30 protein-coding genes, 1 tRNA gene and 1 riboswitch are annotated in these 26,685 nt (G+C 63.9%); of the genes, 15 read left to right on the forward strand and 16 right to left on the reverse strand.

The window, feature by feature from the left end; all coding sequences use genetic code 11:
• Positions 1-847, reverse strand: an 847-nt coding sequence (locus SCH01S_RS02460; RefSeq protein WP_046347225.1) for an HpcH/HpaI aldolase/citrate lyase family protein, incomplete at its 3' end; no start/stop codon positions are given.
• A gap of 25 nt (positions 848-872) precedes the next feature.
• On the opposite strand from SCH01S_RS02460, the gene SCH01S_RS02465 reads away from it, so the two are divergent.
• On the forward strand, positions 873-1,475 hold the full coding sequence (locus SCH01S_RS02465) for an NADPH-dependent FMN reductase (protein ID WP_046347196.1): 603 nt from the start codon (positions 873-875) through the stop codon (positions 1,473-1,475).
• Entirely contained in the window at positions 1,472-2,194 is a 723-nt protein-coding gene (locus SCH01S_RS02470; protein ID WP_046347197.1) for a 3'(2'),5'-bisphosphate nucleotidase CysQ, read from the forward strand. The genes SCH01S_RS02465 and SCH01S_RS02470 overlap by 4 nt, the downstream gene beginning before the upstream one ends.
• Before the next feature lie 94 nt (positions 2,195-2,288).
• Here the strand turns inward: SCH01S_RS02470 and SCH01S_RS02475 are convergent, their stop codons facing one another.
• The 4 genes from SCH01S_RS02475 to SCH01S_RS02490 all read right to left on the reverse strand — a co-directional run bounded on the left by SCH01S_RS02475 (position 2,289) and on the right by SCH01S_RS02490 (position 6,828).
• Positions 2,289-3,071, reverse strand: a complete 783-nt coding sequence (locus SCH01S_RS02475) for an ABC transporter ATP-binding protein (RefSeq protein WP_046347198.1) — start codon at positions 3,069-3,071, stop codon at positions 2,289-2,291.
• Complete coding sequence (locus SCH01S_RS02480; RefSeq protein ID WP_046347226.1) at positions 3,062-4,036, reverse strand: FecCD family ABC transporter permease; 975 nt, start codon at positions 4,034-4,036, stop codon at positions 3,062-3,064. The genes SCH01S_RS02475 and SCH01S_RS02480 overlap by 10 nt, the downstream gene beginning before the upstream one ends.
• Positions 4,033-4,863: an ABC transporter substrate-binding protein gene (locus tag SCH01S_RS02485; protein ID WP_046347199.1), complete on the reverse strand. Its 831-nt coding sequence runs from the start codon at positions 4,861-4,863 to the stop codon at positions 4,033-4,035. The genes SCH01S_RS02480 and SCH01S_RS02485 overlap by 4 nt, the downstream gene beginning before the upstream one ends.
• Positions 4,864-4,977: 114 nt before the next feature.
• Positions 4,978-6,828, reverse strand: a complete 1,851-nt coding sequence (locus SCH01S_RS02490; protein WP_046347200.1) for a TonB-dependent receptor plug domain-containing protein — start codon at positions 6,826-6,828, stop codon at positions 4,978-4,980.
• A gap of 80 nt (positions 6,829-6,908) precedes the next feature.
• Positions 6,909-7,096, reverse strand: a riboswitch (cobalamin riboswitch).
• Between the two features lie 79 nt (positions 7,097-7,175).
• On the opposite strand from SCH01S_RS02490, the gene SCH01S_RS02495 reads away from it, so the two are divergent.
• Both SCH01S_RS02495 and SCH01S_RS02500 read left to right on the forward strand, forming a co-directional pair.
• Positions 7,176-8,246 carry a CaiB/BaiF CoA transferase family protein gene (locus tag SCH01S_RS02495; RefSeq protein WP_046347201.1) on the forward strand — a complete coding sequence of 357 codons (1,071 nt, stop codon included), beginning with the start codon at positions 7,176-7,178 and terminating at the stop codon, positions 8,244-8,246.
• A gap of 175 nt (positions 8,247-8,421) precedes the next feature.
• Positions 8,422-9,495 carry a PA0069 family radical SAM protein gene (locus SCH01S_RS02500; protein WP_046347202.1) on the forward strand — a complete coding sequence of 358 codons (1,074 nt, stop codon included), beginning with the start codon at positions 8,422-8,424 and terminating at the stop codon, positions 9,493-9,495.
• On the opposite strand, the gene SCH01S_RS02505 is transcribed toward SCH01S_RS02500, so the two are convergent.
• The 3 genes from SCH01S_RS02505 to SCH01S_RS02510 all read right to left on the reverse strand — a co-directional run bounded on the left by SCH01S_RS02505 (position 9,492) and on the right by SCH01S_RS02510 (position 12,441).
• Positions 9,492-9,773, reverse strand: a complete 282-nt coding sequence (locus tag SCH01S_RS02505; protein WP_046347203.1) for a type II toxin-antitoxin system RelE/ParE family toxin — start codon at positions 9,771-9,773, stop codon at positions 9,492-9,494. The genes SCH01S_RS02500 and SCH01S_RS02505 overlap by 4 nt on opposite strands.
• 293 nt (positions 9,774-10,066) lie before the next feature.
• Positions 10,067-10,531, reverse strand: a complete 465-nt coding sequence (locus SCH01S_RS17395) for a HEAT repeat domain-containing protein (protein ID WP_369385518.1) — start codon at positions 10,529-10,531, stop codon at positions 10,067-10,069.
• A 326-nt stretch (positions 10,532-10,857) separates the two neighbouring features.
• Positions 10,858-12,441, reverse strand: coding sequence for a long-chain fatty acid--CoA ligase (locus tag SCH01S_RS02510; RefSeq protein ID WP_046347204.1), 1,584 nt, complete (start codon positions 12,439-12,441; stop codon positions 10,858-10,860).
• A 144-nt stretch (positions 12,442-12,585) separates the two neighbouring features.
• Between SCH01S_RS02510 and SCH01S_RS02515 the strand changes: the two genes are divergently transcribed.
• The 3 genes from SCH01S_RS02515 to SCH01S_RS02525 all read left to right on the forward strand — a co-directional run bounded on the left by SCH01S_RS02515 (position 12,586) and on the right by SCH01S_RS02525 (position 14,791).
• Positions 12,586-12,661 (forward strand) — tRNA-Lys (locus SCH01S_RS02515).
• Positions 12,662-12,794: 133 nt separating this feature from the next.
• Entirely contained in the window at positions 12,795-14,465 is a 1,671-nt protein-coding gene (locus SCH01S_RS02520) for a DNA methyltransferase (RefSeq protein ID WP_046347205.1), read from the forward strand.
• A gap of 8 nt (positions 14,466-14,473) precedes the next feature.
• On the forward strand, positions 14,474-14,791 hold the full coding sequence (locus SCH01S_RS02525; RefSeq protein WP_046347206.1) for a hypothetical protein: 318 nt from the start codon (positions 14,474-14,476) through the stop codon (positions 14,789-14,791).
• Here the strand turns inward: SCH01S_RS02525 and SCH01S_RS15660 are convergent.
• Entirely contained in the window at positions 14,783-15,127 is a 345-nt protein-coding gene (locus tag SCH01S_RS15660; RefSeq protein ID WP_052733729.1) for a RusA family crossover junction endodeoxyribonuclease, read from the reverse strand. The two genes, SCH01S_RS02525 and SCH01S_RS15660, sit on opposite strands and share 9 nt — an antisense overlap.
• A gap of 118 nt (positions 15,128-15,245) precedes the next feature.
• On the opposite strand from SCH01S_RS15660, the gene SCH01S_RS16720 reads away from it, so the two are divergent.
• Complete coding sequence (locus tag SCH01S_RS16720; RefSeq protein WP_169746344.1) at positions 15,246-15,419, forward strand: hypothetical protein; 174 nt, start codon at positions 15,246-15,248, stop codon at positions 15,417-15,419.
• A 167-nt stretch (positions 15,420-15,586) separates the two neighbouring features.
• On the opposite strand, the gene SCH01S_RS02535 is transcribed toward SCH01S_RS16720, so the two are convergent.
• Together SCH01S_RS02535 and SCH01S_RS02540 are read right to left on the reverse strand one after the other, a co-directional pair.
• Entirely contained in the window at positions 15,587-16,156 is a 570-nt protein-coding gene (locus SCH01S_RS02535; protein ID WP_046347207.1) for a DUF6680 family protein, read from the reverse strand.
• Positions 16,157-16,158: 2 nt separating this feature from the next.
• A complete protein-coding gene (locus SCH01S_RS02540) occupies positions 16,159-16,440 on the reverse strand; it encodes a hypothetical protein (protein WP_046347208.1) in 282 nt (93 codons plus the stop codon).
• 434 nt (positions 16,441-16,874) lie between these two features.
• Between SCH01S_RS02540 and SCH01S_RS02545 the strand changes: the two genes are divergently transcribed.
• The 6 genes from SCH01S_RS02545 to SCH01S_RS02570 all read left to right on the forward strand — a co-directional run bounded on the left by SCH01S_RS02545 (position 16,875) and on the right by SCH01S_RS02570 (position 20,136).
• Positions 16,875-17,411: a hypothetical protein gene (locus tag SCH01S_RS02545; protein ID WP_046347209.1), complete on the forward strand. Its 537-nt coding sequence runs from the start codon at positions 16,875-16,877 to the stop codon at positions 17,409-17,411.
• A gap of 304 nt (positions 17,412-17,715) precedes the next feature.
• A complete protein-coding gene (locus SCH01S_RS02550; protein ID WP_046347210.1) occupies positions 17,716-17,910 on the forward strand; it encodes a hypothetical protein in 195 nt (64 codons plus the stop codon).
• Between the two features lie 188 nt (positions 17,911-18,098).
• Positions 18,099-18,407 (forward strand): hypothetical protein, encoded by a 309-nt coding sequence (locus SCH01S_RS02555; protein WP_046347211.1) that lies wholly within the window; start codon positions 18,099-18,101, stop codon positions 18,405-18,407.
• A 55-nt stretch (positions 18,408-18,462) separates the two neighbouring features.
• Entirely contained in the window at positions 18,463-19,227 is a 765-nt protein-coding gene (locus tag SCH01S_RS02560; RefSeq protein ID WP_046347212.1) for a hypothetical protein, read from the forward strand.
• Between the two features lie 39 nt (positions 19,228-19,266).
• The gene (locus SCH01S_RS15665) at positions 19,267-19,572 is read left to right on the forward strand and encodes a hypothetical protein (protein WP_157032773.1); all 306 of its coding nucleotides are present in this window, start codon (positions 19,267-19,269) and stop codon (positions 19,570-19,572) included.
• Positions 19,573-19,626: 54 nt separating this feature from the next.
• Complete coding sequence (locus SCH01S_RS02570) at positions 19,627-20,136, forward strand: hypothetical protein (protein ID WP_046347213.1); 510 nt, start codon at positions 19,627-19,629, stop codon at positions 20,134-20,136.
• A 223-nt stretch (positions 20,137-20,359) separates the two neighbouring features.
• Here the strand turns inward: SCH01S_RS02570 and SCH01S_RS02575 are convergent, their stop codons facing one another.
• The 5 genes from SCH01S_RS02575 to SCH01S_RS02605 all read right to left on the reverse strand — a co-directional run bounded on the left by SCH01S_RS02575 (position 20,360) and on the right by SCH01S_RS02605 (position 24,592).
• Positions 20,360-20,758 carry a helix-turn-helix domain-containing protein gene (locus tag SCH01S_RS02575; RefSeq protein WP_046347214.1) on the reverse strand — a complete coding sequence of 133 codons (399 nt, stop codon included), beginning with the start codon at positions 20,756-20,758 and terminating at the stop codon, positions 20,360-20,362.
• Positions 20,759-20,860: 102 nt separating this feature from the next.
• On the reverse strand, positions 20,861-21,073 hold the full coding sequence (locus tag SCH01S_RS02580; protein WP_157032774.1) for a hypothetical protein: 213 nt from the start codon (positions 21,071-21,073) through the stop codon (positions 20,861-20,863).
• 19 nt (positions 21,074-21,092) lie between these two features.
• Positions 21,093-21,323, reverse strand: coding sequence for a hypothetical protein (locus tag SCH01S_RS02585; RefSeq protein WP_046347216.1), 231 nt, complete (start codon positions 21,321-21,323; stop codon positions 21,093-21,095).
• Between the two features lie 172 nt (positions 21,324-21,495).
• Positions 21,496-22,290, reverse strand: coding sequence for a hypothetical protein (locus tag SCH01S_RS16295; protein ID WP_157032775.1), 795 nt, complete (start codon positions 22,288-22,290; stop codon positions 21,496-21,498).
• Positions 22,291-23,425: 1,135 nt separating this feature from the next.
• The gene (locus tag SCH01S_RS02605) at positions 23,426-24,592 is read right to left on the reverse strand and encodes a tyrosine-type recombinase/integrase (RefSeq protein ID WP_169746345.1); all 1,167 of its coding nucleotides are present in this window, start codon (positions 24,590-24,592) and stop codon (positions 23,426-23,428) included.
• A gap of 343 nt (positions 24,593-24,935) precedes the next feature.
• Here SCH01S_RS02605 and SCH01S_RS02610 point away from each other — a divergent pair, with 343 nt between their 5' ends.
• Entirely contained in the window at positions 24,936-26,675 is a 1,740-nt protein-coding gene (locus SCH01S_RS02610; RefSeq protein WP_169746346.1) for a ShlB/FhaC/HecB family hemolysin secretion/activation protein, read from the forward strand.
• The last annotated feature ends 10 nt before the right edge of the window (positions 26,676-26,685 follow it).

The raw sequence follows: 26,685 nt of genomic DNA on the forward strand, positions 1-26,685 counted from the left end.
GAGGATCAAGAAGCTCCGCCAGCGCGATCAGCCGCTCGGCCTCGTCCACATGCAATTGCTCGACCATCGCCCCGCCGATCCGCGCGACGCCCTTGCCCTCGGCGCGCGCCTCCGCCCAGGCCGCCACGATCTCCCGCGCCCGCGCCACCTCCGCCGGATCGGGGCCGAAAATGCGGTTCGCCGCCTCGATCGTGCTCGGGTGCACGACGGTCTTGCCGTCGAAGCCGAGCTCCACGCCCTGCCGGCACGCGGCTTCGAACCCTTCCGGATCGTCCAGGCCCAGATGCACGCCGTCGATCGCGGCCAGCCCATGCGCCCGCGCCGCCAGCAGGATCAGCGACAGGCTGGTCAGCAGCGGCGCCCGGTCCGGCACGTGCCGCGCGCGCAGGTCCTTGGTCAGGTCATTCGTCCCCGCGACGAACCCCGCCAGCCGCTCGCTGGCGCCGCCGATATCGAGCGCGCAGAGCACGCCGCGCGGCGTCTCGATCATGCACCACAGCGCCTTGCCCGGCACCAGCGCCTCGACATGCCGCACCGCGCCTTCGTCCTCGACCTTCGGGATCAGCACCCCGTCGACCGGCAGCTCGGCCGCAAGCGCCAGGTCCGCCTCCGCCCAGTCCGACGCGACGCCGTTCACCCGCAGGATCAGCTCGCGCGCCCCATAGCCGCCCGCGCGCACGGCCTCGGCAACGGTGCGCCGCGCCGTCTCCTTGGCCTCGGGCGCGACCGCGTCTTCCAGGTCCAGCAGGATCGCGTCGCAGGGCAGGGTGCGCGCCTTCTCCAGCGCGCGCGGCTTGTCGCCGGGCACATAGAGCATCGACCGGCGCGGGCGGATATGCTTTGGCATGACCGCACCGTAGCGGGGAGAATGCATGCCTGAAAAGCTGTCCATCGTCGGAATCGGCGGCACCACCTCGCCTGGCTCCTCGACCGAACAGGCGCTGAAGATCGCGCTGCGGGCCGCGGAGGCCGAAGGCGCGCAGGTGACGTTGTTCGACGGCGCCACGCTGGCGGCGCTTCCGCATTACGCCCATGGTGCCGCCGCGCATTCGACGGAGGCCGCGCGGCTGGTCGAGGCGGTACGCCACGCGCACGGCCTGGTGGTCGCGAGCCCCGGCTATCACGGTTCGATCTCCGGCCTGGTCAAGAATGCGATCGATTATATCGAGGAGACGGCGAAGGATTCGCGCGTCTATCTGGACGGGCTGCCGGTGGGGCTGATCGTCACCGCCTATGGCTGGCAGGCGACCGGCTCGACGCTGGCGACGATGCGCTCGATCGTCCATGCGCTGCGCGGCTGGCCGACGCCGCTGGGCGCTGCCATCCGCAGCGTCTCCGGCATGTTTCGCGACGGGCAATGCTCCGATCCCGGCGCGGCGATGCAGCTGGATCTGGTCGGCCGGCAAGTCGCCGAGTTCGCCCGCCTCCGCCGTGCGGCGCCGGCGATCCTCAGCACGGGCCCGGTCGAGGAATGACCGACGAAGACCTCGCGGCAAGGCTGGCCGAGACCGCCGGCAAGCTGCTGATGGCGCTGCGCGACAGCGGCACTGTCGACGGCAAGGCGCTCGGCGATGCCGGCGACGTGACGGCGAATGCGTACCTCATGTCCGCCCTGTCGGCATTGCGGCCGGCCGACGCGATCCTGTCAGAGGAGCGCGTCGATGACCTTTCCCGCCTGGACAGCAGCCGCGTCTGGATCGTCGATCCGCTGGACGGCACCCGCGAATATTCGGAAGGCCGCGACGACTGGGCCGTGCATGTCGCCCTGTCGATCGACGGCCATGCCGCGGTCGGCGCGGTCGCGCTGCCTGCGCAGGGCAAGCTGCTTCGCTCCGACCAGCCGCCGCCGCCGGTCGCCCGGCCGGATCGCCCGCGCCTCCTGGTCAGCCGCACCCGACCGCCCGCCGAATGCACGCAACTCGCCGACCGCCTCGGCGGGGAACTGGTGCCGATGGGCTCGGCCGGCGCCAAGGCGATGGCGGTGCTGCTGGGGCAGGGCGACATCTACCTCCACACCGGCGGCCAGCACCAATGGGACAATGCCGCCCCGGTCGCGGTCGCGCTCGGCGCCGGCATGGTCGCGACCCGCGTCGACGGCTCGCCCTGCACCTACAATGCCCGCGACACCCTTCTCCCCGACCTCCTCATCTGCCCGCCGGAGTATGAGGCGCGGGTGCGCGAGGCGCTCGCCTAAATCCTCCCTGGAACGGGGAGAGGGACCGCCGCGAAGCGGTGGTGGAGGGGGCCCGGTTGCAGCGTGCTGAGCCTCGGGGCCCCTCCACCACGCGCTAGCGCGCGCGGTCCCCCTCCCCGTTCCGGGGAGGAGTTGGGACCAGCACATCCCCAACCCGCTCAAACCCCACGCCATAGACCTGCTCCAGCCGCTCCGGCTCCAGCACGTCCGCGGCGGGGCCGAACGCAACCAGCCGGCCTTCGCTCAGCAGCAGCACGTCGTCCGCAATCCGCGCGGCATGGCTCAGGTCGTGGAGCACCACCACGACGCCGCGCCCCTCGGCCGCGAAGCCGTGCAGGCGGCCAAGCATGTCGAGCTGATGCGCGGGGTCGAGGCTGGCGAGCGGTTCGTCGGCGAGCAGCCAGTCCGGTTCTCCCGCCAGCACGCGCGCGAGCAGCACCCGCGCCCGCTCGCCGCCCGACAGCTCGTGCGTTAGCCGGTCGGCGAAGCGGACGGTGTCGGTCAGCGCCATCGCCCGCTCGATCGCCGCGCGGTCGGTCTCGTCCAGCCCCGCGAATGGCGACCGGTGCGGCGCCCGCCCAAGCTCCACCAGCGAGCGCGCCGGGATGTTCCAGGCCAGCTCCGCCGATTGCGGGAGATAGCCGAGCCATCGCGCCCGCGTCCGGGGATCGAGCGCGGTCACATCGCAGCCGTCGAGCAGCACGCGGCCGCTTTCCACCGCGATCAGCGCCAGCATCGCCCGCAATAGGCTCGACTTGCCCGCGCCGTTAGGCCCGAGCAGCGCGGTCACCCGGCCGGGCCGCAGTTCGGCCGTGATGCCGTCCAGCACCGTTCGTTTGCCGAGCCAGACCGTCAGGCCTTCGATGCTCAGGCCCATGCGTGGCTCCGCCGAAAGCGCAGCAGCAGCGCAAAGAAGAACGGCGTCCCCAACAATGCCATCGCGATGCCCAGCCGCACTTCTTCCGCGCCGGGTGCCAAGCGGACCAGGCTGTCGGCGAACAGCACCAGCGCCGCCCCGCCGAGCGCGGAAGGCAGCAGCACGTCGGACGGCCGCTGTCCGACCAGCGGCCGCACCAGATGCGGCACGATCAGGCCGACGAACCCGACCACGCCCGAAACCGCGACGGCGCTCCCGACGGCGAGGCCCGTGCCAAGCGCGATCAGCGCCTGGAGCCGTCCGGTCCTGACGCCAAGGCTCCGCGCCGTCTCCTCGCCCAGGCTCAGCAGGTCGAGGCTGCGGCCGGTCACGCCCAGCACCGCGCACCCGGCGGCCATGAAGGGCAGGGCGCGCATCACGTCCTCCAGGCTGCGGTCGGTCAGCGCCCCCATCATCCAGCCCAAAATCTCGGCGGTCGCGAACGGGTTGGGCGCGATGCTGATCAGGAAGGCGGTGATCGAGCCCGCGAGGCTCTGCAGCACGGTTCCGGCCAGGATAAACGCCAGCGCGCTGCCCGATCGGCCGACCAGCAGCGCGAGCAGCACGACCGCGGCCGCGGCGCCGGCCATCGCGCTGCCGAACAGCACCAGCGGCGGGGCGCCCAGGCCCAGCAGGATCGCGATCACTGCGCCCAGGCCCGCCGTCGACGACACGCCGATCAGCGCCGGGTCGGCGAGCGGATTGCGCAGATAGCCTTGCAGCACTGCGCCCGACAGACCCAGCACCGCGCCGATCGCGAGGCCCAGAAGCGCGCGTGGCAGCCGCAGCTCGACGATGATCCACCAGCGCGGATCGCCGCTGCCCCAGGCGGACAGCGGCACCCAGACCTTGCCGGCCGTCAGCGAGAAGGCGAAACCAGCCAGCACGACCAGCCCGAGCGCGAAGAGGACGGCAGGCCGCCTCATGGCGTCACCTGCCGCCGGATCGCCGCGAGCCGCTGCATCGCCGGCACGATCGTCGGCCCGCCGCAATAGAAGAGCTGCTCGGGGAAATGCCCGATCGTCACGCGGGCATGCGAGGCGGACAGCGCCTCTGTCCTGAGCGCGATCCGGCGCGATTCCTCGTCCGCGCCGGCCCGGCGCTCCGGCGTCAGCACCACGCGCGGGGGATGGGAGACAACATATTCGAGCGGAAGCACGCCGGTCTGCGTCACGCCATAATCGGCGCTCGCGTTCCGGAATCCGGCGCGCCCCAACATGTCGTCGATCAGGGTGCCGTGCCCGTTCACCAGGTTGCTGCCGCCGAGCCACAGCAGCGCCGACGGGCGCGCGGCATCGGGCGGCGCGGCTTCGGCCACTGCGCGGTCGATCCGCGCGATCAACGCTTCGCCGCGTTGGGGTTCACCCACGGCCCGCGCGATCTCGCGGATCTGCGTCCGATTCTCCTCGATCGTCGCCGCGGTGCCGAACGTCGCGACCTTGAGCCCGAGCCGTTGGTAGGCGGCAAGCGTCGCCGGCGCGGTGAAACTGCTCGCCAGCACCAGCCCCGGCTTCAGCGCAATCACTTCCTCCGCCGTCCCGCCGGTCGCGCGGAGCCGGCGAGCGCGGGAGACCGCCATCGAGCTCGACCGCGGGTCGTGCGAATAGCGACTGATCGCCGCGATCCGTTCGGGCGGCACCAGCTCCACCAGGATCGCGTCCAGGCACGGATTGGTGGACACGATGCGGTCGTGGCTCGGGGGAGGAGCGGGGACGGCGCAGGCTGCGACGAACAAGCAGAAGACCAGCCCCATAACGGGTTTGGGCTGAGCTTGTCGAAGCCCTCCCTTCCTCCTTCTCCTCCGCGAAGAAGAAGAAGAAGAAGAAGGGAGGCCTTCGACAGGCTCAGGCCAAACCGGTCCCATAGATTAAAGCCTCACCCGCACGCCCGCATAGGCGGCGCGGCCGGCGGTGTTGTAATCCAGCACCGTCTCATAGCGCGCATCGAACAGGTTCTCGACGCGGCCATAGATTTCGAGCCGGTCCGAAACCGGATACGACACGCGCAGGTCCGCCAGCACATAGCCGTCCAGCCGCACGCGCGTGCCGAACGCGTCGCGGTCGATGCTGTCGGAAACCTGGCGCAGCGTCCCGCCCAGCGACAGGCCGACAGGCGCGCGCCAGTCGGCATTCAGCGCCACGCTGCTCTTTGGCCGGCGCAGCAGCGTCGTGCCGAAATCCGGGCTGCCCGGCGTGCGGTTCTCGGCATCGACATAGGTATAGGATGCGTTGATCCGCAGCGTGTCGGTCGGGCGGAGATCGAGCGCCGCCTCGACTCCGCTCGCCCGCGCTCGCGCGATATTGTCGTACGTCCCGAACGGCCGCGCACCATCGGCGCAGATCGCAATGTCGGTGCGGCACGGCGTGAAGTCGATCTGATTGCGCGTGCGGCGGTGGAACCAGGTCAGGCTGCCGCTCAGCGCACCGCCGATCAGCCGTTGCTCGACGCCGACATCGATGCTCCGCGCCGTCTCCGGCCGTAGCGCCGGGTTGCCGAAATCGGAGCGGAGCTGGAACAATGTCGGCGCCTTGAACCCTTCGGCATAGCTGGCACGAACGACGGTGTGGCCAAGGCCCAGCGCGGCATTCCCGCCGAAGCTGGTGTGGCCGCCAAAGTCTCGGTGATCGTCGTGGCGGACGCCGCCGGTCAGCGTCAGCGGCGCCACCGGCTTCACGATCAGCTCGCCCCAACCGCTGTCGATGCCGGTGCGAAAGACGGAGGTGCCGTCGCCAAAGCGCGACCGCTCGCTTTCCGCGCCGAACACGATCCGGGCCCAATCGGTCGCCTTCAAATCGCCCTGATATTCGAAGCGCTCCACACGCCCCCGCGCGATGAAGCTCGGCGCAGAGCCCGGCGCCGCGAAATTGTCGCGATTGACGTCGCCGATTGTGAAGGCGGCGCGGTTGACGAAGCGTCCGTCGAGGAACGTCGCCCGCACGCCCGCATAGCCGAACAGCTCCTGGATCGTGGAGAATTCCGGCGTGTCGGCGAAGGTGAAGCTCGGCGGCGGAAATCCGTCCAGCTCGGTGCGGCCGTGATCAAAATAGCCGCGCAAGTCGATCGCGATACTATCGCTCAGCGCCACTTCGATCCGGCCATTGGCGGCATAGCGCTCATAGCCGTCGCGTTCGGTCCCGGCCCGCGCCGCGGAAATGCCGTCGGTCGTGAAATAGCCGCCACCCAGCGACGCTGCGACCGGGCCGGCGGTGAAGCTGCCGTTCGCGACCGCCTGGGCCGTGCCGAACGATCCCCCTTCCGCGCGCGCCGTCAGCGTCGGCTCGGCGGTCGGCCGGGCGGTGATGATGTTCACGACGCCGCCGATCGCCTGGCTGCCCCAGGGCACGGAGTTGGGCCCGCGCAGCACTTCGATCCGCGCGATATTGTCGGCAAGAAGGTTCGCGAAATCGAAGCCGCCGCCCGGCGACGACGGATCGTTCACCTTCACCCCGTCGATCAGCACCAGCGTCTGCTCGGCTTCGGCGCCGCGGATGCGCAGGCCGGTGAAGCCGCCGACGCCGCCGTTGCGGCTGACCGCCACGCCCGGCGTCTGCGCGAGCAGGTCGGACACGATAACCGCCTGGCGCTGTTCGATCAGGTCTCGGTCGAGCACCGTCACCGCCTGGCCGGTCTCGGCAGCGGATTGGGGCGCGCGGGATGCGGTCACGACGATCTCGTCCGCGGGCGCCGCGGCGAGGAAAGCGAAGAGGGGAAATGGCATTGACTGGCTCCTGCAAGTTACGGTCGTTGCCGTTCTTGCGAAGGAAGCCCTTCGTCCGCCCGGTGCACCCCGCCCGGTCAGATGAACAGCGGCGGCGGGCAGGTCTCCTGGCTCCCGGGTCAATGCTGGTCGCGCCGCCTTCCCGGGACAGGTCCCAGTGGCATGAAGGCGCGCCGGCTCGCCGGTCACAGTTGCGGGGGCAGCCGCGGCGTTAAACCGCGTTCCCTTTTGCTTCCCCTCTCGGGGAACCCGTCACGTGGCGCCGTTTAGGCGCGGTCGGGCGTGCAGGCAAGGCCGCTGGACAAGCCGCCGCTGCTCGGGCGAACAAGGGGCAAAAGGAGAAGGGAATGGCGAACGGGCAGGGGCCGCTGGCGGGGGTGCGGATCGTCGAGATGGAGGCGATCGGGCCGGTGCCGCTCGCCGCGATGATCCTGGCGGACATGGGCGCGGACATCGTGCGGCTGGTGCGGCCGGGCGCCGCCTCGATCCCGATCCTGAACCGCAGCCGCGCAACCGTCGAGGCCGATCTGAAGACGGACGCCGGCCGAGAGATCGCCCTTGCTTTGATCGACAAGGCCGACGCGCTGATCGAGGGCTATCGCCCCGGCGTGATGGAACGGCTCGGCCTCGGCCCCGAGGCGCTGCACGCGCGCAACCCGCGGCTCGTCTTCGGCCGCATGACCGGCTGGGGCCAGACCGGCCCGTTCGCGCCGATGGCTGGCCACGACATCAACTACATCTCGCTGACCGGCGCGCTCCACGCGATCGGCCGCGCCGGCGAACCGCCGGTGCCGCCGCTGAACCTGGTCGGCGATTATGGCGGCGGCGCGATGTTCCTGGTCTCGGGGCTGCTCGCCGGCATCATCCGCGCGCGGGAAACGGGGCAGGGCGATACCGTCGATGTCGCGATGACCGAAGGCACGATCAACCTGCTGTCGATGTTCCACGCCTTCCTGGGTCTCGGCCGCTGGCAGGATCGCCCGGAAGCCAACCTGCTCGACGGCGGCGCGCATTTCTACCGCTGCTACGAATGCGCGGACGGGCGCCACGTCGCGGTCGGCTGCCTGGAGCCGCAATTCTACGCCGCGTGCCTGGCCGGCCTCGACCTCGACCCCGCCGACCACCCCCAATACCCGCCCAGCCGCTGGCCCGAACTGGCCAAAGGCTTCGCCGCGCGCTTCCGGCAAAAGACCCGCGACGAATGGGCCGCAGTCTTCGCCGGCACCGACGCCTGCGTGACCCCGGTGCTCAGCTTCGCCGAAGCGCCAGCGCATCCGCACAATGCCGGCAGGGGGAGTTACGTCGAGGCGGACGGCGTGGCGCAGGCCGCCCCCGCACCCCGGTTTGCCGAGGCACGGACGAGTGTCGGCAGCGTCGAGGCGCTAAGCCCGGAGGAGGCGATCGCGCGCTGGCAGTAACTCCCTCTCCCGGCGGGAGAGGGCGACTCGCGCCTGCGGCGCGAGCGGGGTGAGGGCGCGCAAGGTAGAACGCCCGAGCTCCGAACCCCCTCACCCGGTCGGGCTGGCGCCCGACTCGACCTCTCCCCACAGGAGAGGTGTTGTTCTCTTTATGTTCCAATGCTAGACTCCCCCCATGAACCCGAGTCTCCGCCCCGCGCGCGGCGCGACGCTCAACCGGGAGAGCACGCGCTTCAACCTGTCCGAACGGGTCGCCGACGGCGACTGGCTGGATGAGCGCGAATGGGTGGACGACGGCGTGGCGTCGCTCCGCACCACCGTCACTGTTGAGCATCCGAAGACGATCATCACGAAGAACGCCTCGCCCGACGTGCCCTTCGATCGCTCGATCAACGCCTATCGCGGGTGCGAGCATGGCTGCATCTACTGCTTCGCGCGGCCGAGCCATGCCTTTCACGATCTCTCTCCCGGTCTCGATTTCGAGACCCGGCTGTTCGCCAAGCCCGACGCGGCGTCGCTGCTCCGCGCCGAGCTGATGAAGCCCGGCTACAGCCCGCGCCCGATCGCGATGGGGACGAACACCGATCCCTATCAGCCGATCGAGGGAAAATGGCGGATTACGCGAGCCCTGCTCGAAGTGCTCAGCGACTGCGACCACCCGGCCTCGATCACTACCAAATCGGATCGCGTCGTCCGCGATATCGACCTGTTGGCACCGATGGCGGCGAAGGGCCTGACCGGCGTCGCGCTCTCGATCACGTCGCTCGACCCGAAGATCGCCCGCACGCTGGAACCGCGCGCGCCGCATCCCGAGAAGCGGCTGGCCGCCCTCAGGAAGCTGGCTGAGGCCGGCATCCCTGCCTTCGTCTCGCTCGCACCCGTGGTGCCCGCGATCACCGACCACGAGATGGAGCACATCCTCGAACGCGCCGCCGGAGCCGGCGCCCGCGCCGCCTTCTTCCTGCCGGTTCGCCTGCCCTACGAAGTCGCACCCCTGTTCCGCGCCTGGCTGGACGAGCATTTCCCCGACCGCGCCGCCAAGGTCATGTCGATCATCCAATCGATCCGCGGCGGCCGCGACAACGACCCCAATTTCTACACCCGCATGCAGGGCCAGGGCCCCTGGGCCGACCTCCTCCGCACCCGCTTCCACAAGGCCTGTCGGAAACTGGGCCTGAACAACGAGCGGTTCGTGTTGCGGACGGACCTGTTCCGGCCGCCGGAAGGCGCGCAGATGCGGTTGTTCTAATCGCCGTGCGCGTCGCTTCGGGCCGAATGGCGGATGCGCAGAATGTAGACCCGCTCGGCAGTTGGCCGGTACCGCAGAATGTAAGGCCGCACGATCGTCATCTCGCGGCGGCCATTACCCACGTCGCGGCCGCGCTCGGAAAACTCGGCGAGACTGTCGGCGAGCTCGATCATTCGCTTGGCCAGGTTCTTCGCGGCTGCGGGATTGAACGCGCCGACATAAGTAACGATCGCGTCGAGGTTGGCGACAGCTTCGTCCGTCCAGACGATTTCGCGCATCTAGTCGCCGACGTGAGGGCGGCGCGATGGACGTCGGGGATCCAGCGAGGACAGCCAGCGCCGCACCGCGCCGTGACTGATCACCCGCCCTGCTTGCACGTCAGCTTCGGCGCGAGCGTCTGCTTCGGCCTCGGCCTGCTCGTCCCGCTGCTCGAAAATGTGACGTTCGGCTCCCATACGCGGAACATAGGCGTGCCTCCGATGATCGTCTACCTCAGACCGCGCTGCGCCGAGGGGCCCGCACGAGGGCGGCGCGACCGCAAACGACCCATTGCAGTCATTCGAGCTATCTATCACCGGCGCACAGGTTTACGCTCGCATTGTGCCTCTGAGGGGACTTCGGCGCCTATCTTTCGGAGAGCGCCCCTAATTGCTGCTGCGGATGTCACCGCTCCGTCGAGGCAATCAGTTTCGGGAAGCAGCATTTGGAGTTTCGGTACCGCTGCGGTCGCGCTTGGCCCCAGATTGCCAAGGGCGGCTGCAACCCAGAAGCGCACGGCGTCGTCTTTTGTATCTAACATCGATATCAAGAGCGCGACGTCATCTTCAGACACGTCAGCGCGATTCATCCTGCTAGTCAGAATTGCTAAGTCCCTCGCTGCTTCAACTCGCTCGTTCATCGTGGCGCTAATGCGAACTTGCTCGGCGGCAGAGCTGATGGAAAGGGTCTTCCCTCCCTCCTGCGCCGAGGCTCCAGTCACAGCGGCAAACAGGGCGAGGCTTGGAAGCGCGAAGGCGGGTCTTAGTAGCCCAATCATGGGCTATATCGTAGCGGAAGTAATGTCCGTTAACCACCCATTGCGGACGGTCCCACGTCCAACGGGAGAGGGGCTGAACGTCTGCTTTCCACTCTCGTCAGACCGAGGCGTCATCGCTGCGGGCCTAGCCGCCACGAGCGCGACAATAAATCTGTCCTACACCGCCGCCACCGCGATACGCTCCCCGCCTGCCGAGTCACGCGCTCGGCAGCGGCTCTTTGACCCTGTGCAGACTTTGCGGAGCGGAGTTTCGGGAGAGGCCGGGAATTTTCCGGATTCCATGTGAATGTCGTCCAGGTCGTCCACGTCGTCCAAGTCGCTCGGCCTCACGCCGCCGTCTTGAGCCGATAGTCGCGATACTGCTCCCTGAGCGCCGTTTTCAGCAGCTTGCCGGTGGCGGTGTGGGGCAGGCTCTCGACGAACAGCACCTCGTCGGGCAGCCACCATTTGGCGACCTTGTCGGTCAGGTGAGCGATCACGTCCGCCGCGCTGACGTCCGCGCCGGGCCTCTTCACGACCAGCAGCAGCGGGCGTTCGTCCCATTTGGGGTGGTAGACGCCGATCGCGGCGGCTTCGGCGACGCCCGGGCAGCCGACCGCGGCGTTTTCCAGCTCGACCGAGCTGATCCATTCGCCGCCGGACTTGATCACGTCCTTGGACCGGTCGGTGATCTGCATCGTGCCGTCCGGATGCAGCACGGCGACGTCGCCGGTATCGAACCATTGGTCGTCCGCGGCGGCGTCCTGATCAGCCTTGAAATAGCGCTTGATCACCCAGGGCCCGCGCACCTGCAGCCGGCCGGAGCTCTGGCCGTCGCGGGGCTGGACCGTGCCTTCGTCGTCGACCACGCGCAGCTCGACCCCGAACGGCACGCGGCCCTGCTTGCAGACCACGTCCACCCGATCGTCGAACGACAGCTCGTCCCAATCGTGCGGCGGCGCGCCCATCGTGCCGATCGGCGACGTCTCGGTCATGCCCCAGGCGTGGCCGACGCGAATGCCCATCCGCATCAGCCGCTCGACCATCGCGCGCGGCGCCGCAGAGCCGCCGATCGTGACCAGCTTCAGATGCTCCGGCTTCTGCCCGGTCTCGTCGATGTGCTGGAACATCGCCAGCCAGACAGTCGGCACGCCCGCCGAGTGCGTGACCTTCTCTTCGTTCATCAGCCGGCACAGCACCTTGGGATCGTTGACCGCCGAGAAGACGAATTTCGCGCCCGCAAGCGGTCCGGCGAAGGGCAGGCCCCAGGCGGCGGCGTGGAACATCGGCACCACCGGCAGCGCGACGGCCTGGGGCGACAGGTTGAACACCGACGGCGCCACTTCCGCCATCGCGTGCAGCATCGTCGATCGATGCTCGTACAGCACGCCCTTCGGATTCCCGGTCGTACCGCTGGTGTAGCAGAGCATGCACGGATCGCGCTCGTCGCCGTCATGCCATTGATAGTCGCCGTCGTGAGGAGCGAGCAGCGCGTCCCATTCCGGGCTGTCGAACGCGACGAAATGCTCGATCGTGAGCTGCGGTTTCAGTCGCTCGACCAGCGGCGCGAACGCCTCGTCGTAGAACAGCACCCGGTCTTCGGCGTGGTTGGCAATATAGACGATCTGCTCGTCGAACAGGCGCGGGTTGATCGTGTGGATCACGCCGCCCATGCCGATCACGCCGTACCAGGCGGCGAGGTGGCGGGCGTGGTTCATCGCGAGCGTGGCGACCCGTTCGCCGGGCTTCACGCCCAGGCCTTCGAGCGCCTGGGCCAGCCGCCGCGCATCGCGGGCGATCCCGGCCCAGTTGGTGCGGGTCTCCGTCCCGTCCGCCCAGTGGGTGACGATTTCCCGGCTGCCATGCTCCCGCTCGGCATGGTCGAGCAGGTGCGTCACCCGAAGCTTATGGTCCTGCATCCCGCCGAGCATCGTGCCTCTCCGTCATTTTCTTGGGCGGCATGATGTCCAACCGGGCGCGGCGGCGCAACAGGCGCTTGCATGCCTGCGATTCGGATGCTAGCGGGCGCGCCTCTTGACGGGGCGGATGCGATCCACCATCTGGCCCGCTCTCGTGGACGCATAGCTCAGTTGGTAGAGCAGCTGACTCTTAATCAGCGGGTCCTAGGTTCGAGCCCTAGTGCGTCCACCACTTTCCAATAGCTTAGTTAGTGCGGTTCCCCTTCGGGGGCGGATTTGGCACCTTCTTGGCACTAATCCCCGCTTGCACCGGCCCGCTGTGCCGATAGAACGCTACCGGAACAGTGCCGGCGGGGGGCAAGTGAGTGTCGGGGAAGCTTTTTTACGGCGATAATCTTGAGGTGCTGCGCTCCAAGGTCGCGACCGACAGCGTTGACCTCTGCTATATCGACCCGCCGTTCAACTCGAAACGCAACTACTTCCAGATTTACAACAATCAGGGGAGTGAAGATCGTGCACTGGCGCAAGCGTTCGTCGATACCTGGGAGTGGGGCGACGAGGCGCGAGAGGGCTTGGAGTGGATCACGGATCTTGCGCAGCTCAACAGCGGCAAACTCACAGAGCAGACCGTTGAGCTCATAAAAGGGTTAGAGAAGGTTCTGAAGCGGGGCAGTCTCTTCGCCTACATCGTGCATATGACGTTGCGGATTGTGGAAATCCGCCGGGTCTTGAAACCCAACGGCAGCTTCTACCTGCACTGCGATCCGACGGCATCTCATTACCTGAAGCTTATCTGCGACGCCGTGTTCTGCGGACAGGGCGGCGATTATAAGAACGAAATCGCCTGGAAGCGGACGAGCTCACACAACGATGCAAGCCAAGGGCTGAGCCGCTACGGCCGGGCGCACGATATTATTTTCTTCTACTCGAAGTCGAAGAGCCCGACGTGGAACTTGCAGTTCGCCGATTATTCGGAGGCATACAAAAAGCAGCACTACTCCAATATCGCGCCAGACGGTCGGCGGTATAAGACATCGGACCTTACGGCGGCGAAGCCGGGCGGCGATGTGAGCTATGAGTTCAAGGGTGTGAAGCCGCCAGAAGGCCGTTTCTGGGCCTACTCACGCGCGAATATGGAGAAGTTCGACGCTGAGGGCCGGCTACAGTTCGCGGCGAAGTCCGGTATGCCGCGTTTGCGCCACTTCCTTGACGAAATGCCCGGCGTGCCGCTCGGGGACCAATGGGACGACATCCCGCCCATCAACTCGCAGGCTGCGGAACGGCTCGGGTATCCAACGCAAAAGCCGGAAGCGCTTCTGGAGCGGATTATCAGGGCATCGTCGAACGAAGGCGACGTGGTTCTCGACGCATACTGCGGTTGCGGCACTTCGGTAGCAGTAGCGCAGCGGCTCAATCGGAACTGGATTGGTATCGACATCACCTATCAGTCAATTGCGCTGATATTGAAGCGGCTGGAAGATACGTACCCGGCAGAATGGCCGCAGATTGAGGCGACCATCCTGCTGGATGGGGTGCCGAGGGATATGGCCTCCGCCGTCGCGCTGGCGAACCGGAAGGATGATAAAACCCGAAAAGAGTTCGAGAAGTGGGCGCTGCTCACCTATTCGCGGAATCAGGCGCGCATTAACGAAAAGAAGGGTGCGGACGGCGGTATCGACGGTATCGCCTATTTCCTGATCGACAAGGATACGAATGGAAAGGCAGCGTTCCAGGTTAAGTCCGGTGGAGCGACTAGAAACACGCTCGCGGCGCTAAACTCAGACCGACAAAGGGTCAAAGCTGAGTTCGGCATTCTCATCTCGATGGACGCGGCCACGCCCTCAATGAAGAACGAGATCGCGGAAGCCGGAAAGTACAAACACCCGCTGCTCGATCGTGAGGACGATCGGCTACAGGTCGTCACAGTTGAAGAGATATTGGCTGGTAAACGCCTCGATCTCCCGATGGCGCGCGTAGACGCGGTGAAGACGGCGGAGGCCTCAGGCGACGCACATATGCAAGGTCAGCTCATCTAGGGGGCATTATGGGTCCGAAGAAAGGCACGAAGGCCTACGAGCGAGAGATTGTCGAATTTGTGTATGGCATCGACCAAGTTACGAAACAGGTCCGCTCTGTATCTGTCCAGCGCGATCGCATGCTCTCAACCCTCAACGCAAACGGCGATTATGTTCGGCACTATGCAGGAGGCCGTTCCGCCAAGAGCGAAGCGGCACTGGTGTTCGGGCTAACCGACACATACACCGTGCCGGCCGGACTGGCTGACGCGGAGTGGGCGAAGGCCGAAATCAAGAAGCTTGAAGAGAAGGCCGCGAAAATGCGCGAGGAGGACGAGTCAGCTTAGCTCCCATACGCGCATCTCCACGCGCGGGTTAGCCTTGTCGTATTCCTTCATGGTGTGGAGATCGGCGATCTGCCCGTCATCATCCCATAGGATGCCCGTACAGGCGTCCAAGAGGGCCTTTAGATTGTCGATGTCATGCTTGCGCCTGTCGGGCCAGAAAAGGCTGATTTCGACCGCCAGCGGGCCGGCCAGGGGCTTCCCACGGTGCTGGGCGCGAGCCTCCCAGGCGATGGCGTCCTTGTTCGAGCGCCCACGCGCCGAAAGGATGCTGCGGTTCTGAAATACGCGGTAGAGTTGGTTCGTGGATATGGGCAGCGTGAGAAACGTCAACGTCATATGGTGCTGAGTTTTCCCCAGAATACCATGTCTACGTTCCCGTCCTGTTCTTGCGACACAGGATCGTTTCGGCTATAGCTCCGATCGCTCCATCCCTGGGGCAGAAAGGAGGTATAAGATGGCAACCAAACTGAAGTCCGGCCAGATCGCGAAAGTATCTGGACAATACGGACTGCTCGGCCCGCGCGGCGGCGACACCGGCAAGGAAGTTACGGTCACCAAAGGTGAACCCCTTCCGCCGACCCCCAAGCCCGGCATGTCGTTTACGCTGAACGACAAGACCAAACACTAATCCGAGAGCGGGAGCTGAGGCACGACACACCGATGATTAGATCCTAACCCTCTCCGGCCCATTGGCAGACATAAAAAGACCAGGCCGGATGGTTCAAATCAATCAGCGATAACGATCGTGGTGACGCATTACTCTCATACTGGGCGGCCCTTCGGGGTCGCCCTTTTCTATTCGGCCTGCCGGATCACTGGGCCGCTCGCTGCCGGTGTCGGTTCGCTCCCCGTCATAAGTTGGGTCTGAAGGCGCAGGATGTTGGCGATCTCGGGCATCGCGAGCTGAGAAGCGATTAGGATATTGTCACGCTGAATGTAGCCCTCGGCCGCGTACGCGCTTGTCTGGATGTCAGTCTCGGACAACTTGAAGCCGTTCGCCCGCATTACCTCAAATATGAGTTTCGTCTGCTTGGAGAAAACGAGCTTCTGATGCTCCTGCTTGTTATCTTCAGTCGGCGTGAATCGCACCTGCTCGATGTAGCTTTGCCACGCGCTCATCACCGTTTTGCTGTCGTTAAACTCGACCGGAATGAGGTTGATGGCGACTGAGTAGGTCGCATCGCCAGGCAGGTGTCGAGTGGCGAGGAGCATCCTCAAGACTTGGGTCCGCTGCTCGTGCTGTCGCCTTCGGCGCTCGACCAACAGCGTGATCGCGACCGCGATGACGGGGCCTAGAACCAGGCCCCAGAACGTGACCCATTCACCGAACTTCATGCCCCAGTAGAGCGTTTCGGTCGTCTGCATCGCTACCCCTGTATCTGTCGCAACTTATACGTGAGCATTGCCCCAAAGCTCTTCACGCTCGGATCGTCGCATTCGGTGTATAAGCTGAAAAGCCCGCTGTCACTGATGCCTACGAACCGCTTGGCAAGTAGGGCGTATGTAAAAGCGGGCCGGCCGTCGCGCTTCTGCTCTGCGTTCAGCCGTTCACGGAAGCGCTCAATGATCTCCTCCCGCTCATTTCGAGGTGCACCGATTTTTCGAGGATGCGGCCGATATTTCTCAATCAGCTTGTCAGGTAGTTCCATAAAGGGAGTAATGAGCCACTTTTCCGGTATGTATGCGGAGCTGAGGCGGGCTGTGGCCAGATACTAGCTATTCACCCGGCCTCCGACCCTGAACAGACGCCCCGGCAAGAGTGGCCAACTTGTTTTCCGGGGTTTCGCATCAGTACCTGAAGCTCGGACTTCGAGAGGGTGTTGTTGGACGGGAACCCCCTGACGGCCCGTTTCGTACCTGGATGTGAAAGGCAAAAGCCCCGCAACCGGTCGAGCGGCGGCGGGACTTTTGCCCGCGATGCAGCTCGACCTGCATCACGAAACCTATGCTCTGATGGACAGCATATCAGGTCGGGAGTAGGTCTCAGCTAAGACGTTGGGGATAACGGGGGCACAGGATGTTCTCCAGAGGTCGACCACCAAAGAGCGTCACTGTTCATGACGCGCGCGAGCTTAGGCAGGCGTTGGACAGCCAAGCCGACGAGATCATTGTTGAAGGGGATGATGAGCTCCTAGAGCTAGCAGACTCCTGGGTGGCGGGAGCTTCCCGGTCGGCAATTCGCGAGGCAGCTAATGAAGGGGTGGTGCAAGCCGCCACTTATCCTGTGGGAATCAGCAGCCTGACTGGGCTGCTCGGGTTTCGCGCTTCTCTGCTCGGGATGCTGGTTCCCGTGCTTCTGGTATTGGGGTTCTGCGGCTATAGTTCGATCAACACCCGGCATGCTGCGCCTCATCCGTCGCCCACCACGCTTCCGACGCCTCATGAGCAACGCATGCCGAACTTTCCCGACAAAAGACTAGATCGAGCCAGTGACGTGTCAGGAACGCTTGCGCCTTATATCTGGCCGGCGATCATCGTTCTGGCGCTCGTCTTGATGTACCTCTTGGCGCGCCAGGCTATAGCCGCGGGCTCCAACGTTTCGTTAGAGTGGAAAGTCACCGAGAAGGTGCACGGGAAGCTGAAGATCACCCGAACCGCTGAACGTGGGCGTCGAACTTAGCTGCCTCTCGCAAGGCCGAACTGCTCGCGCATCAACTTGATGATGGTCATGCGCTTTTTGAAGGCCAGCTTGCGGACGATCTCGTAGGTCTGTCCGTCGATCCTGATGTTCACCCGCCGATCCTTGGTGTTCCTTGGTGTGGTTTTCATACTGAAACTGTAGCACGCGACTTCTGCGTACTCGCACGCACTTATCCACACCCCGCCGGAACGCGCGCTTGCACGCGCTGCACGTGTGGTATGCTTGGGGAAGGCGATAGGAGCTGGTTACCGCCTTCCCATCGCCCACTAAATCACCAATCTACATGACCAAACACAACTTACCTGAACGCGACGAAGTGTGCTTGTGCCCCCGCGAGATTAGCTGGACCGGCCTCATCATGGGCATGGTCGCACCCCGCCAGCACGAAGACGACTGCCCATTTTTCAATGACGACACCCACGCGGAAAGCGAGAACCCGATTTACCAGGAAGCTGAACTCTCTTCCTATGTCTTCTAAGAGCCGCAAGCGCCGCCGTGAGCTGCGCGACATGAAAGCGCGGGAGATAGACGATTTCAGCCGCCCTCAGCGCATAACGGCACGTAACGTCGACCGGATTATGAACTGGGTTCTCTTCGGTGATCCGGACGGCAAGGATGCTCTCACGCGCCTCTTCCCGGCTCCGAAGTGTAACTGCTCACTTTGCCATGAATAGCATCTTCACCCACGAGCGCCGCGACTACATCGCCCGCGCCGAGCGCCGGATGAACCGGGAGAGCCGCATCCACGGCACCGTGCGACTTGTCGGCCTCGTGATCCTCCTCGGCCTGCTCGCGATACTGGCCTGGCGCGAAGTGGCTCCGGCCATTGCTGCCGGCCCTGCGCCTGCGCAGCCGTACGTGCTCTACAATGGCGAGCGCGTTGACCTCGTGAGCTTTTGTGCCCGCTATCGCTCCGACAGCCTCATGACCGGGCAGAAAATGAACCCAGACGTGGTGGCGCGCTGCGGCTTTTGAGAACGGCAACGAGCGCGGCCAGTAGACGCACACATAACCAACCTAATCGCCAACCATGAACACCAAGGAACTTACCGGACAGACCAACTACCAATCCAAAGAGCGCCTCGTGCTCAACGAAGTGCTCCTCAACGGCGACAAGGGCTACCTGCGCAAGCGCGTGTGGGTGGGCCGCACCAAGGCCGACGAGATGGAGAAGCCGGCCGAGATTGAGCTCGGCAAGACGGCGAACGTCATCTTCCTCAAGATACGCCGCAAGTTAGTTGAGCGCGGCGGCAAGGGCGAGATCGTGCGCGCCTCGGGCGAGCACAACACCGTGAACGACATCATCACGATCTACGAGAACCGGGAAGAGGTCTTCACCGGCCCCGCCAAGGAGGCCCGCAAGCTCTACCCGCAGCTTCGCACCGTCCAGATTGTGTACGCGCTCCTGGCGACGCCGAGCACGGAGCCTGAGCTCGTGCGCATCACCGTGAAGGGTGCCTCGCTCGGTTCGGACGCCAAACCTGAGGGCGTCTTCGACTTCTATCAGTATCTCGGCTCATTTGGCGACGACGCGATCTGCGACTGGATCACGAAGCTCGGCGTTGTCGAGGAAAACGGCATGAAGACGTACTTCGCCATGACGTTCCAGCGTGGCGAGCGCGTGCCGGAGCGCCTGACCGACCTCGTACTGGAGAAGCTCCAGTTCGTGCATGATTATGCGATGAAGTATGACGCCGGGAAAATCGAGACGGTGAAGGAGGCAGAGCAGCGCCAAGACGAGCCTGCCATCGAATACCCGTCGGATGAGCCGGACCCGAACGACATCCCCTTCTAGCCTATGATTCGGGATACTAGCCGAGAGGCGTACAAGGGCGTGATCCCGCTGCTCAACGATCGTCAGGCAGAGGTCTTCGCGTCTCTCGAAGGCGCTCGGCCGATGACTAACGCTGAAATTGCGCTCAAACTCGGGTGGACGATCAACCGCGTCACTCCGCGTGTTCTGGAGCTCCGCACGGCTGGCGTCGTCAAGGATTTTGGAAAGCGCGCGTGCAGCGTAACGGGCCGGAAGGCATACATCTGGGCTGCCGCCGAACATGTTGTGAAAGAGAAGCTGGAGCCAACGGTTGAGTACGTGGAAATCGACGGCGTTATGCATGCGAGAGTAGCACGGCCGCTCTAGCCAATGGACGGAGCCCGCTAGAGACTCCATACAGCCGGCCGGGGGGAGAAGTTCATGAGCGAGAGCATCTGGGCGAATGTCGCGATCGGAGGCTTTGGCCTCATAGGGGTCATCGTAGCGGGCGTGCTGGGCTACCAAAGCGGCTCAAACGCTGTGAATAAAGATTACGTCCAGCTCGCAGCGACAATGCTCACGAACAAAGAGAGTAGCCCCGAGCTGCGCAAGTGGTCGGTCGATGTGCTAAATAAAATGAGTCCAGTCCCCTTTACTCAGAAGCAAAAAGAAGTCCTTACTGGTGCAATCGTTCCCGTTTTCATGCCCCCTGTACCGCAAAACAAAGTCGGACTGACTAAGAACATGCGCGAGTTATGCCCGGACGTTATCAAAAACGCGCCAAAGGAGATGACCCGTGAGTGGATGCTCTTTGTGCTTGAGAAATACGAACGCTGTCGCGCGCGGCACAACGTGATGGTCGATTACATTACGAAATACGATGCGCTCATTGATGACAGCAATGCGCGGATGGCCAAGATCGCTGGCCATCCGGTGCTCCCGACAAAGTAGCTGTGCACAACCCCCTGGCTCTGATGGGCTGGGTGCTACCGTAAGGGCAGGCGCGCTCTCTCAGGCAGATCACATCGAAGAATGTCAATGCAAGACGGTATACTTTGCTAGAATCAGCCGCTCCAACCCTTAACTGCCTGGGCCCGCTGCATACAACGTCAGCGGGCGCGCCTTTTTTATGAATGGAGGCCCTCCCCGCGGTAGAAGGTCTCATCTTAGCTGTTCACTGAGCGAGAGATTGAATGAACAGTGAAAGTCGCTGCGCCTCACGCTCGGTAAGATCGGCCGGCAACCGCAGTACCACCTGAAGGTCGTCCCGAAGATGGTACGCATGGTCGCGCATTGCGATGGTATCGCCCTCGACCGGGGCTTCCTCCGGCTTCGCAGTGTCCCCCGCCTGGAGACGCTCGATGCCTCTAGCAACTCGCGTCATGTACGTAGAGGTCGAGATATTACCCTTTTTGTTTAGCAAGTTATGGGCAAAGGCTTGGCTGATACCCAGGCGATCTCCCAGAGCTTTGTACGTCCAGTTCTTCGAAACGCGCAGGTCGTTCAGGAATTTGATTATCTCGGGCTTTAGCGGCCCGTTGTGGTGGACTTGGTAGCTTGCTGGATCAGTCATCGTCGTCCTCCGCAGGCGGTGATTCGCCCGTGCGACTCGATGTAGTGCAAAGCTCATGAACGTTCAAGCCGTTCACGAAGGTATAGTGAACCGATGCGCAAGCTAGCTCACCTGGACGGCACCGAAAAGGCCCTGGCCGGTCTGCGCCTTGATGTAGCTTTCAAGGGAAGAGGCGAGGGCTGAGACGACGCTTGCCACGCTAAAGCTCATCACGGGCGTGAGGTTGGCCGCGTTTGCCAGGTACGAGCCTACTGACAGCACGACGAGCAAAACGAGCTGCTTCACAAAACCATTTTGTGCGGGTGTGAGTGTCATATGCCTAAAGTGTATCAGGCTAGGCGAAGAGCTGACGCAGCGTTGTGGATACCGGCACGCCGCACTTGCCGGCCACATTTGCGGCATAGGCGATCGTCGGGTTGTTATCCGTCGGCGGCGCATAGTGCTTGAAGAAGTCGAGGATGGTCCAGTCCGGATGCAGGTGCGCCCAGTGAAGGACTGAGTTCTTGAGATACATCCAGCCGAGGTCGTACGTTTCGAAGCGCGCAAAGCCGCCGACGCAGAGCACTTTGCCATAGATCGGGAGGTAGCTTTGAGGCTTTCGTGAAGCCTTGCGTAATCCGTGCCACCATCTGCGGACCCTGACCCGGCCGAACTATGGAAGAAGAACGGCATGACTGGAATGTCGCGGCGCATGTAGTCCTCCCCCGTTCAAGAGACTGCGCACGCGGGAAAAAGAGTCAAGAAGGGTGAGGCCGGCCTTTGATGGTGCGATGAACCCAGTCCGTATGCTCAACGGTTCCGGGTACTACGCCCTCAAACTCCGCTAGCAAGCGTGCGTCGTCTGGCGTCGTGAGAAAGCCGATTTTCTTCTCGATCAAGAGCAGCTCGTTTTTGAGCTGCGGCACCTCGTCAAAGAAGTTTATTCCGGCAATGAGCCGTTCCTGAGCGAGAAGCTCCTTGTGCGCGAGTGTTGCGAAAAAGCCGAACTGCGGCACCACAATCGCTCCCTGGAACTGTGACATAAGAAGGTTGCCCAGCAGAAAGGCGTCGAACGTACCCAGCTCGGCAGGGTCGATTTTTGCGAGGATGACCGAGGGCGTGCGTTTGCCTTCATTGCGTCCCGAGAAATGGAAGTTTTCTGGTCCCGTGAGCACGCGTCGTACCAGAGGCGAGAAGAGGGCGTTTTCGACCACACCAAGGGCATCAAGGACAGCAAGGTCCTTTCGGTCGCCATCAAGGTCATCAAGCCTGCTAAAGGACATGAGGAGCTTGGCTAAGGCCCTGCGGCCGTTTCGTACCGTGAGTGTGCCAGCACCGCCTGGATCGGCACTGTAAAAAATGTCCGCTAGCTCGCGCGCTTTTCGAGGCGTCTTGCTCCGCAGCGGATTGAAGGAATGTCTTTGAACATCAAAAATTTTTGCATGCGGCGTTGTGATCCGCGCGATGAGTTCGCCGGAGTCGATAAGCAAATATCGTTTCGGAAGGTGCTGAAGAAGTGTTGTCGGTCGGCGGCCGACGGAGAGAATGTTCATGTGGTATGGCCGGTATAAGCTGTCCCGTTTGGCTCGCGGGTCGCTCACGCCGGCCGGAAAAGCCCAAAGAGCAGTTTCCCTTCATATTGTACTCGGTGTTCCCTTCCCCGAGAGGGATGCGTGTGAACTGCCGGCGCGGGGTTGGACTGGCTGGCCGCGCCGGAACGGTGATCGGTAAAGGACAGGTACTGTGCCGCTCACTGTCCGTCGTTGTGCCGTAAGGCCACGACCCATGATGAAGATAAGGCCGTCTGTGTCCTTTAAGGCATAGCGGGCGTATCGCTTCGTCCGACCGGAGGGAGGATGAAGGGAGTATATTCATCATGGGTCGTGGCGTGAGCCCGACGGACATGTGATGCGGAAAGGTAGGAAATACGCCGTTTTCGGCGGAATCGTACTGAGGGAACTACGGCATACAGGATAAGGCGATGTATGCCTGGGTTTTGGTCAGGGCGCGAGGCGGGGAATCGGGGCAAACCGGCCGCCCTTGCCGCCGCATTGGCTGCACCGTAGCCGGCGCTGTGCCTTAGCAATACGGGTCTCCATTCCGAAGATGGTGTACACCTGCGCGGTCGTCAGGAAACGTTTGTGGCGACAGTGATCGCAGCGAACGGCAACGTCCGTATCGTACCGGCCAAAGTCGCCCATCACCTCGAATCGCGCATTGCCCATGCGGGAACAGATACGGAACGCGGAGCGGGACTGTCGAGAGGTTACGGGGGCGGCTGTTCTCAAGCAGCGCACCCCCCACCTCCTCGAAGGTGTTTCGGGAAAGGTGTCCCAAGGAGGTCTGCGTATCGCGTGCCCGATCGGGGCGGAAGAAGAGATCGCACCGGAATGGTGGTAATGAAAAGAGCCGGAGGGTTTTACCCTCCGGCTCTAGTCGGCTCCAGCGAGGAGCCGGTGTGTGTTAGCGACGGTCGATGAGCCCTTGAATCCAAGAATCCATATCCTCGCTCGGGTATAAGACGCGGAAGCCGATCTGAATGCGTTTAGGGAAACCCATATGCGCATATGCAGGGTCGTTCTCCAGTCTGCCCAGGTGAGCGAGGGAAATCTTGAGCCGTTCGCAAACCTCCCGTTTCGTCAACAACGCCATCCGAAGTCTCCAATGTCTTGGAGCATCCGGATGCACTCAGGCGGGATTGCCCGAGCGGAGCAGTTTTATCAAAAACGCGTCATATTTGCGAATCGCGTCCTTCATTTCAGCTTCATACCCGTAGACGTTATAGACGCCTGCCACGCCGGCCTGCGTGCCGGAAATATGGTTCGTGAGGCGCTCGCGGACCTCTAAAGGCACTTTGAGGCTCTGGAGCACGGTCGTGAAGGTACGGCGAAGGTCGTGCAGCTTGTACGGCTTCACGCCCTTCAAGGTGGCGTCGAAGGCCTTCTTTGCCTTGCTCCACCCATTGAACACGGTGGAGGGCTTTCCGCGTACGCTCTCCGTCCTGGCGGGGAAGAGGTACTGGTTCTGCTTAGCCCAGTCCGGGATGGCCTCGAACACTTGCTTCGTGAGCGATCCGTACGGGTAGCGGTGCTCTAGGCCGTTCTTGGTGACAGTACCCGGAAGGGTGATGGTGCCGGGCGCAATCCACTCCCATTCGTAGGAAGCGGTTTCCTGCCGTCGCTGGCCTCCTAGAATGAGGAGCGCGACGATCGGGCCGAACGGGTAGGGGTAGGCGAGGGCCTTTGAGAGCACCTCGTTGAGCTCGGCTTCGGACAGTGCCCGCTTGGGCTTTGCTGCCTTCTGTTTGAGGTGAGCGGTTCCCTGCGACTGGGGCGGCTTTAAGGCCGAGATGGGCGAGGCGTCGATATACCCCTCGTTCGCGCACCACGAAAAGAAGGCCTTAGCGCTCGTGAGCACGTGGGCCTTCATGCTCTTGGCGGTGATGCCTTCGAGCACGCCGGATACGTCTCGCTTCTTGATTGTGGTGAGCCGGCGATCCTTGAATGGGAATCGCGCGAGGTGCTTCTTGTAGTCGCTAATCGTGCGCGGCCGGTTCTTGTCCTCGCACGCTTTGAGGTACTTCTCGACGGCCGTATCCCAGGTGATGGTATTCGGCTTCTCGTATGTACCGAGGGTCTTCTTAGCGAGGAGCTTGCGCGCCTCGTCCCGTGCGGTGGCAAGGCCAATGCGCGGGTACTGACCGATCTTTTGGCGTGCGCCACTGCCCACGAGGGCAATGAACGTGCGAGTGCCCTTCGGGGAGACCCGTACGCCAAGACCCTTCTCTATGGTGTCCCAATAGGTCGTTGTGCCGCTCGCCGGGAGCGGCAGCCGCTTGACGGCGGCATCGCTCAAGGCAAGTTTGTTTGGCACCGATTTGGCACTCCTCATGCTGCGGTAAAATGAGCTATCATCCTGCATCATGATAGCACCAGCCTCGGATTTTTAAGGGTTTTTGAGTGCCTCTGGTCAGTATGTTCACTATGACCTGCTGAAACCGAGAACTCTTAATCAGCGGGTCCTAGGTTCGAGCCCTAGTGCGTCCACCACTCCCCACCGCGATCGAAATCCAAGCCTGACAGAAGTTTAGGATTGCGTAACCATCCCGGATGGGTTGAAATGGCTCCCGAGCGTCAAAAGGCGCCACTGATTCCGGGACGGGCGCCCCGGAACCGAGAACGGAATCAGGGGGAACTCGGTGGGCGCCTTGCTCAAACCCGCGCGTGCGGGAAGCATCGGACTATTTCTATTCACGGCGACGTCTGTCTTTGCACAGACCGCACCGCCGCCGCCGATCGCGCCGCCAACCCGCGAGGAAGTGTCCCCGCCCGCGCCGAGCGCGCCGCCCGCCGCGCGCGTGAAGATCGAAGGCGGCATCGAGCGCGCGCCCTGTCCGCTCGATGATCCGGCCTACAAGGATGTGAAAGTCACCGTCACATCGGCGGTGTTCAATAACCTGAAGGGCGTCACCCCGGACGAGCTGGAGCCGGCCTATCGCGCCTATCTGGGCCAGGAGCGGCCGATCAGCGTCGTCTGCGACATTCGCGACGCCGCCGCGACGGTGCTGCGCAACAAGGGCTATCTCGCCGCCGTCCAGGTGCCGACGCAGAAGATCGAAAATGGCCAGGTCCGGTTCGAGGTGCTGTATGCGCGGCTGGTCGCGGTCCGCGTGCGGGGCGAGGCGGGGCGTGCCGAAGGACTGATCGGCTCTTATCTGGAGCCGCTGACGAAGCAGGAGGTGTTCAACCGCAACGAAGCGGAACGCTATCTGCTGCTGGTCCGCGACCTGCCGGGCTATGAAGTGCGGCTGACGCTGCGGCCGGCCGGCACCGGACCCGGCGAGCTGGTCGGCGACGTGACGGTGGTGCGGACGCCCTATCTGATCGACCTGAACATCCAGAACCTGGCTGCGCATGATACCGGCCCCTGGGGCGGGCAGCTGCGCGCGCAATTCTTCGGGCTCACCGGCCTGGGCGACCGCACCAGCATCGCCTTCTATTCGACGTCCGATTTCGACGAGCAGCAAATCCTGCAGCTAAGCCACGACTTCCGGCTGGGCGGCGAGGGGCTGACGCTGGGCGCCCACTTCAACTACGCCTGGACACGGCCGGATATCGCCCCGCTGACGCCGGGCGGCGCCCGGCCCGACATTCTCGCCCACACGCTGTTCGCCAATGCCGAAGCGAGCTACCCCTTCGTCCGCACCCAGGCGGCCAATCTGCGCGGCGCGGTCGGGCTCGATTTCGTCAACCAGAATGTCCGCTTCGCGGGCATGCCCCTCAATCGCGACCGGCTGCGTGTGCTCTATCTGCGGCTGGACGCGGATGCGACCGATCCGACGCTGGGCGCGGTTCCCGGCTGGCGACTGACCGGCAGCCTCGAGCTCCGCCACGGCCTGGATATCTTCGATGCATCGGAACGCGGCATCGTCGCGGGACGCACGCCGCAGAGCCGGGCGAACGGCGATGCAGAGGGAACGCTGATCCGCGCTGCGGCGACCGGCGAGGTGCAGGTGGCACCAAACATCAGCTTCTCGCTGTCTCCGCGCGCGCAGATCGCGTTCGATCCATTGCTCAGCTTCGAGCAGATTTCGGGCGGCAATTACACGGTTGGCCGCGGCTATGATCCGGGCACGATCATCGGCGACAGCGGCTTCGGCTTCTCGGCCGAGCTGAAGGTCAATCAGTGGGCGCCGTTCCCGGGCCGCGAGATCGCGCTGCAGCCGTTCGTGTTCGTCGATTCCGCCTGGGTCTGGACCAAGGACGCGCCGGACGGACGGAACAATCTCGTCTCGCTGGGCGGCGGCATCCGCTCCAGCCTGTTTAACCGCGCCCGGCTCGACCTGACCCTCGCTGTGCCGACCAAGCGGGCCGGCTTGCAGGCCCAGCGCGGCGACGTCCGCTTCCTTGTCTCGCTCACCACCAAGCTGCTTCCATAAAGGAACCTTG

This window comes from Sphingomonas changbaiensis NBRC 104936, from assembly GCF_000974765.1.
Lineage (GTDB): Bacteria > Pseudomonadota > Alphaproteobacteria > Sphingomonadales > Sphingomonadaceae > Sphingomonas_B > Sphingomonas_B changbaiensis.

Bases quoted from the DNA above. Each gene is read 5' to 3' on its own strand.
- SCH01S_RS16295 (WP_157032775.1), bottom strand. From the start codon at position 22,290: ATGAACATTCTCTCCGTCGGCCGCCGACCGACAACACTTCTTCAGCAC.
- SCH01S_RS02470 (WP_046347197.1), top strand. From the start codon at position 1,472: ATGACCGACGAAGACCTCGCGGCAAGGCTGGCCGAGACCGCCGGCAAG.
- SCH01S_RS02525 (WP_046347206.1), top strand. From the start codon at position 14,474: ATGGGTCCGAAGAAAGGCACGAAGGCCTACGAGCGAGAGATTGTCGAA.
- SCH01S_RS02500 (WP_046347202.1), top strand. From the start codon at position 8,422: ATGAACCCGAGTCTCCGCCCCGCGCGCGGCGCGACGCTCAACCGGGAG.
- SCH01S_RS16720 (WP_169746344.1), top strand. From the start codon at position 15,246: ATGGCAACCAAACTGAAGTCCGGCCAGATCGCGAAAGTATCTGGACAA.
- SCH01S_RS02555 (WP_046347211.1), top strand. From the start codon at position 18,099: ATGAATAGCATCTTCACCCACGAGCGCCGCGACTACATCGCCCGCGCC.
- SCH01S_RS02560 (WP_046347212.1), top strand. From the start codon at position 18,463: ATGAACACCAAGGAACTTACCGGACAGACCAACTACCAATCCAAAGAG.
- SCH01S_RS17395 (WP_369385518.1), bottom strand. From the start codon at position 10,531: ATGATTGGGCTACTAAGACCCGCCTTCGCGCTTCCAAGCCTCGCCCTG.
- SCH01S_RS02535 (WP_046347207.1), bottom strand. From the start codon at position 16,156: ATGCAGACGACCGAAACGCTCTACTGGGGCATGAAGTTCGGTGAATGG.
- SCH01S_RS02485 (WP_046347199.1), bottom strand. From the start codon at position 4,863: ATGGGGCTGGTCTTCTGCTTGTTCGTCGCAGCCTGCGCCGTCCCCGCT.
- SCH01S_RS02580 (WP_157032774.1), bottom strand. From the start codon at position 21,073: ATGACACTCACACCCGCACAAAATGGTTTTGTGAAGCAGCTCGTTTTG.
- SCH01S_RS15660 (WP_052733729.1), bottom strand. From the start codon at position 15,127: ATGACGTTGACGTTTCTCACGCTGCCCATATCCACGAACCAACTCTAC.
- SCH01S_RS02465 (WP_046347196.1), top strand. From the start codon at position 873: ATGCCTGAAAAGCTGTCCATCGTCGGAATCGGCGGCACCACCTCGCCT.
- SCH01S_RS02490 (WP_046347200.1), bottom strand. From the start codon at position 6,828: ATGCCATTTCCCCTCTTCGCTTTCCTCGCCGCGGCGCCCGCGGACGAG.
- SCH01S_RS02550 (WP_046347210.1), top strand. From the start codon at position 17,716: ATGACCAAACACAACTTACCTGAACGCGACGAAGTGTGCTTGTGCCCC.
- SCH01S_RS02475 (WP_046347198.1), bottom strand. From the start codon at position 3,071: ATGGGCCTGAGCATCGAAGGCCTGACGGTCTGGCTCGGCAAACGAACG.
- SCH01S_RS02505 (WP_046347203.1), bottom strand. From the start codon at position 9,773: ATGCGCGAAATCGTCTGGACGGACGAAGCTGTCGCCAACCTCGACGCG.
- SCH01S_RS02540 (WP_046347208.1), bottom strand. From the start codon at position 16,440: ATGGAACTACCTGACAAGCTGATTGAGAAATATCGGCCGCATCCTCGA.
- SCH01S_RS02510 (WP_046347204.1), bottom strand. From the start codon at position 12,441: ATGCTCGGCGGGATGCAGGACCATAAGCTTCGGGTGACGCACCTGCTC.
- SCH01S_RS02575 (WP_046347214.1), bottom strand. From the start codon at position 20,758: ATGACTGATCCAGCAAGCTACCAAGTCCACCACAACGGGCCGCTAAAG.
- SCH01S_RS02570 (WP_046347213.1), top strand. From the start codon at position 19,627: ATGAGCGAGAGCATCTGGGCGAATGTCGCGATCGGAGGCTTTGGCCTC.
- SCH01S_RS02480 (WP_046347226.1), bottom strand. From the start codon at position 4,036: ATGAGGCGGCCTGCCGTCCTCTTCGCGCTCGGGCTGGTCGTGCTGGCT.
- SCH01S_RS02495 (WP_046347201.1), top strand. From the start codon at position 7,176: ATGGCGAACGGGCAGGGGCCGCTGGCGGGGGTGCGGATCGTCGAGATG.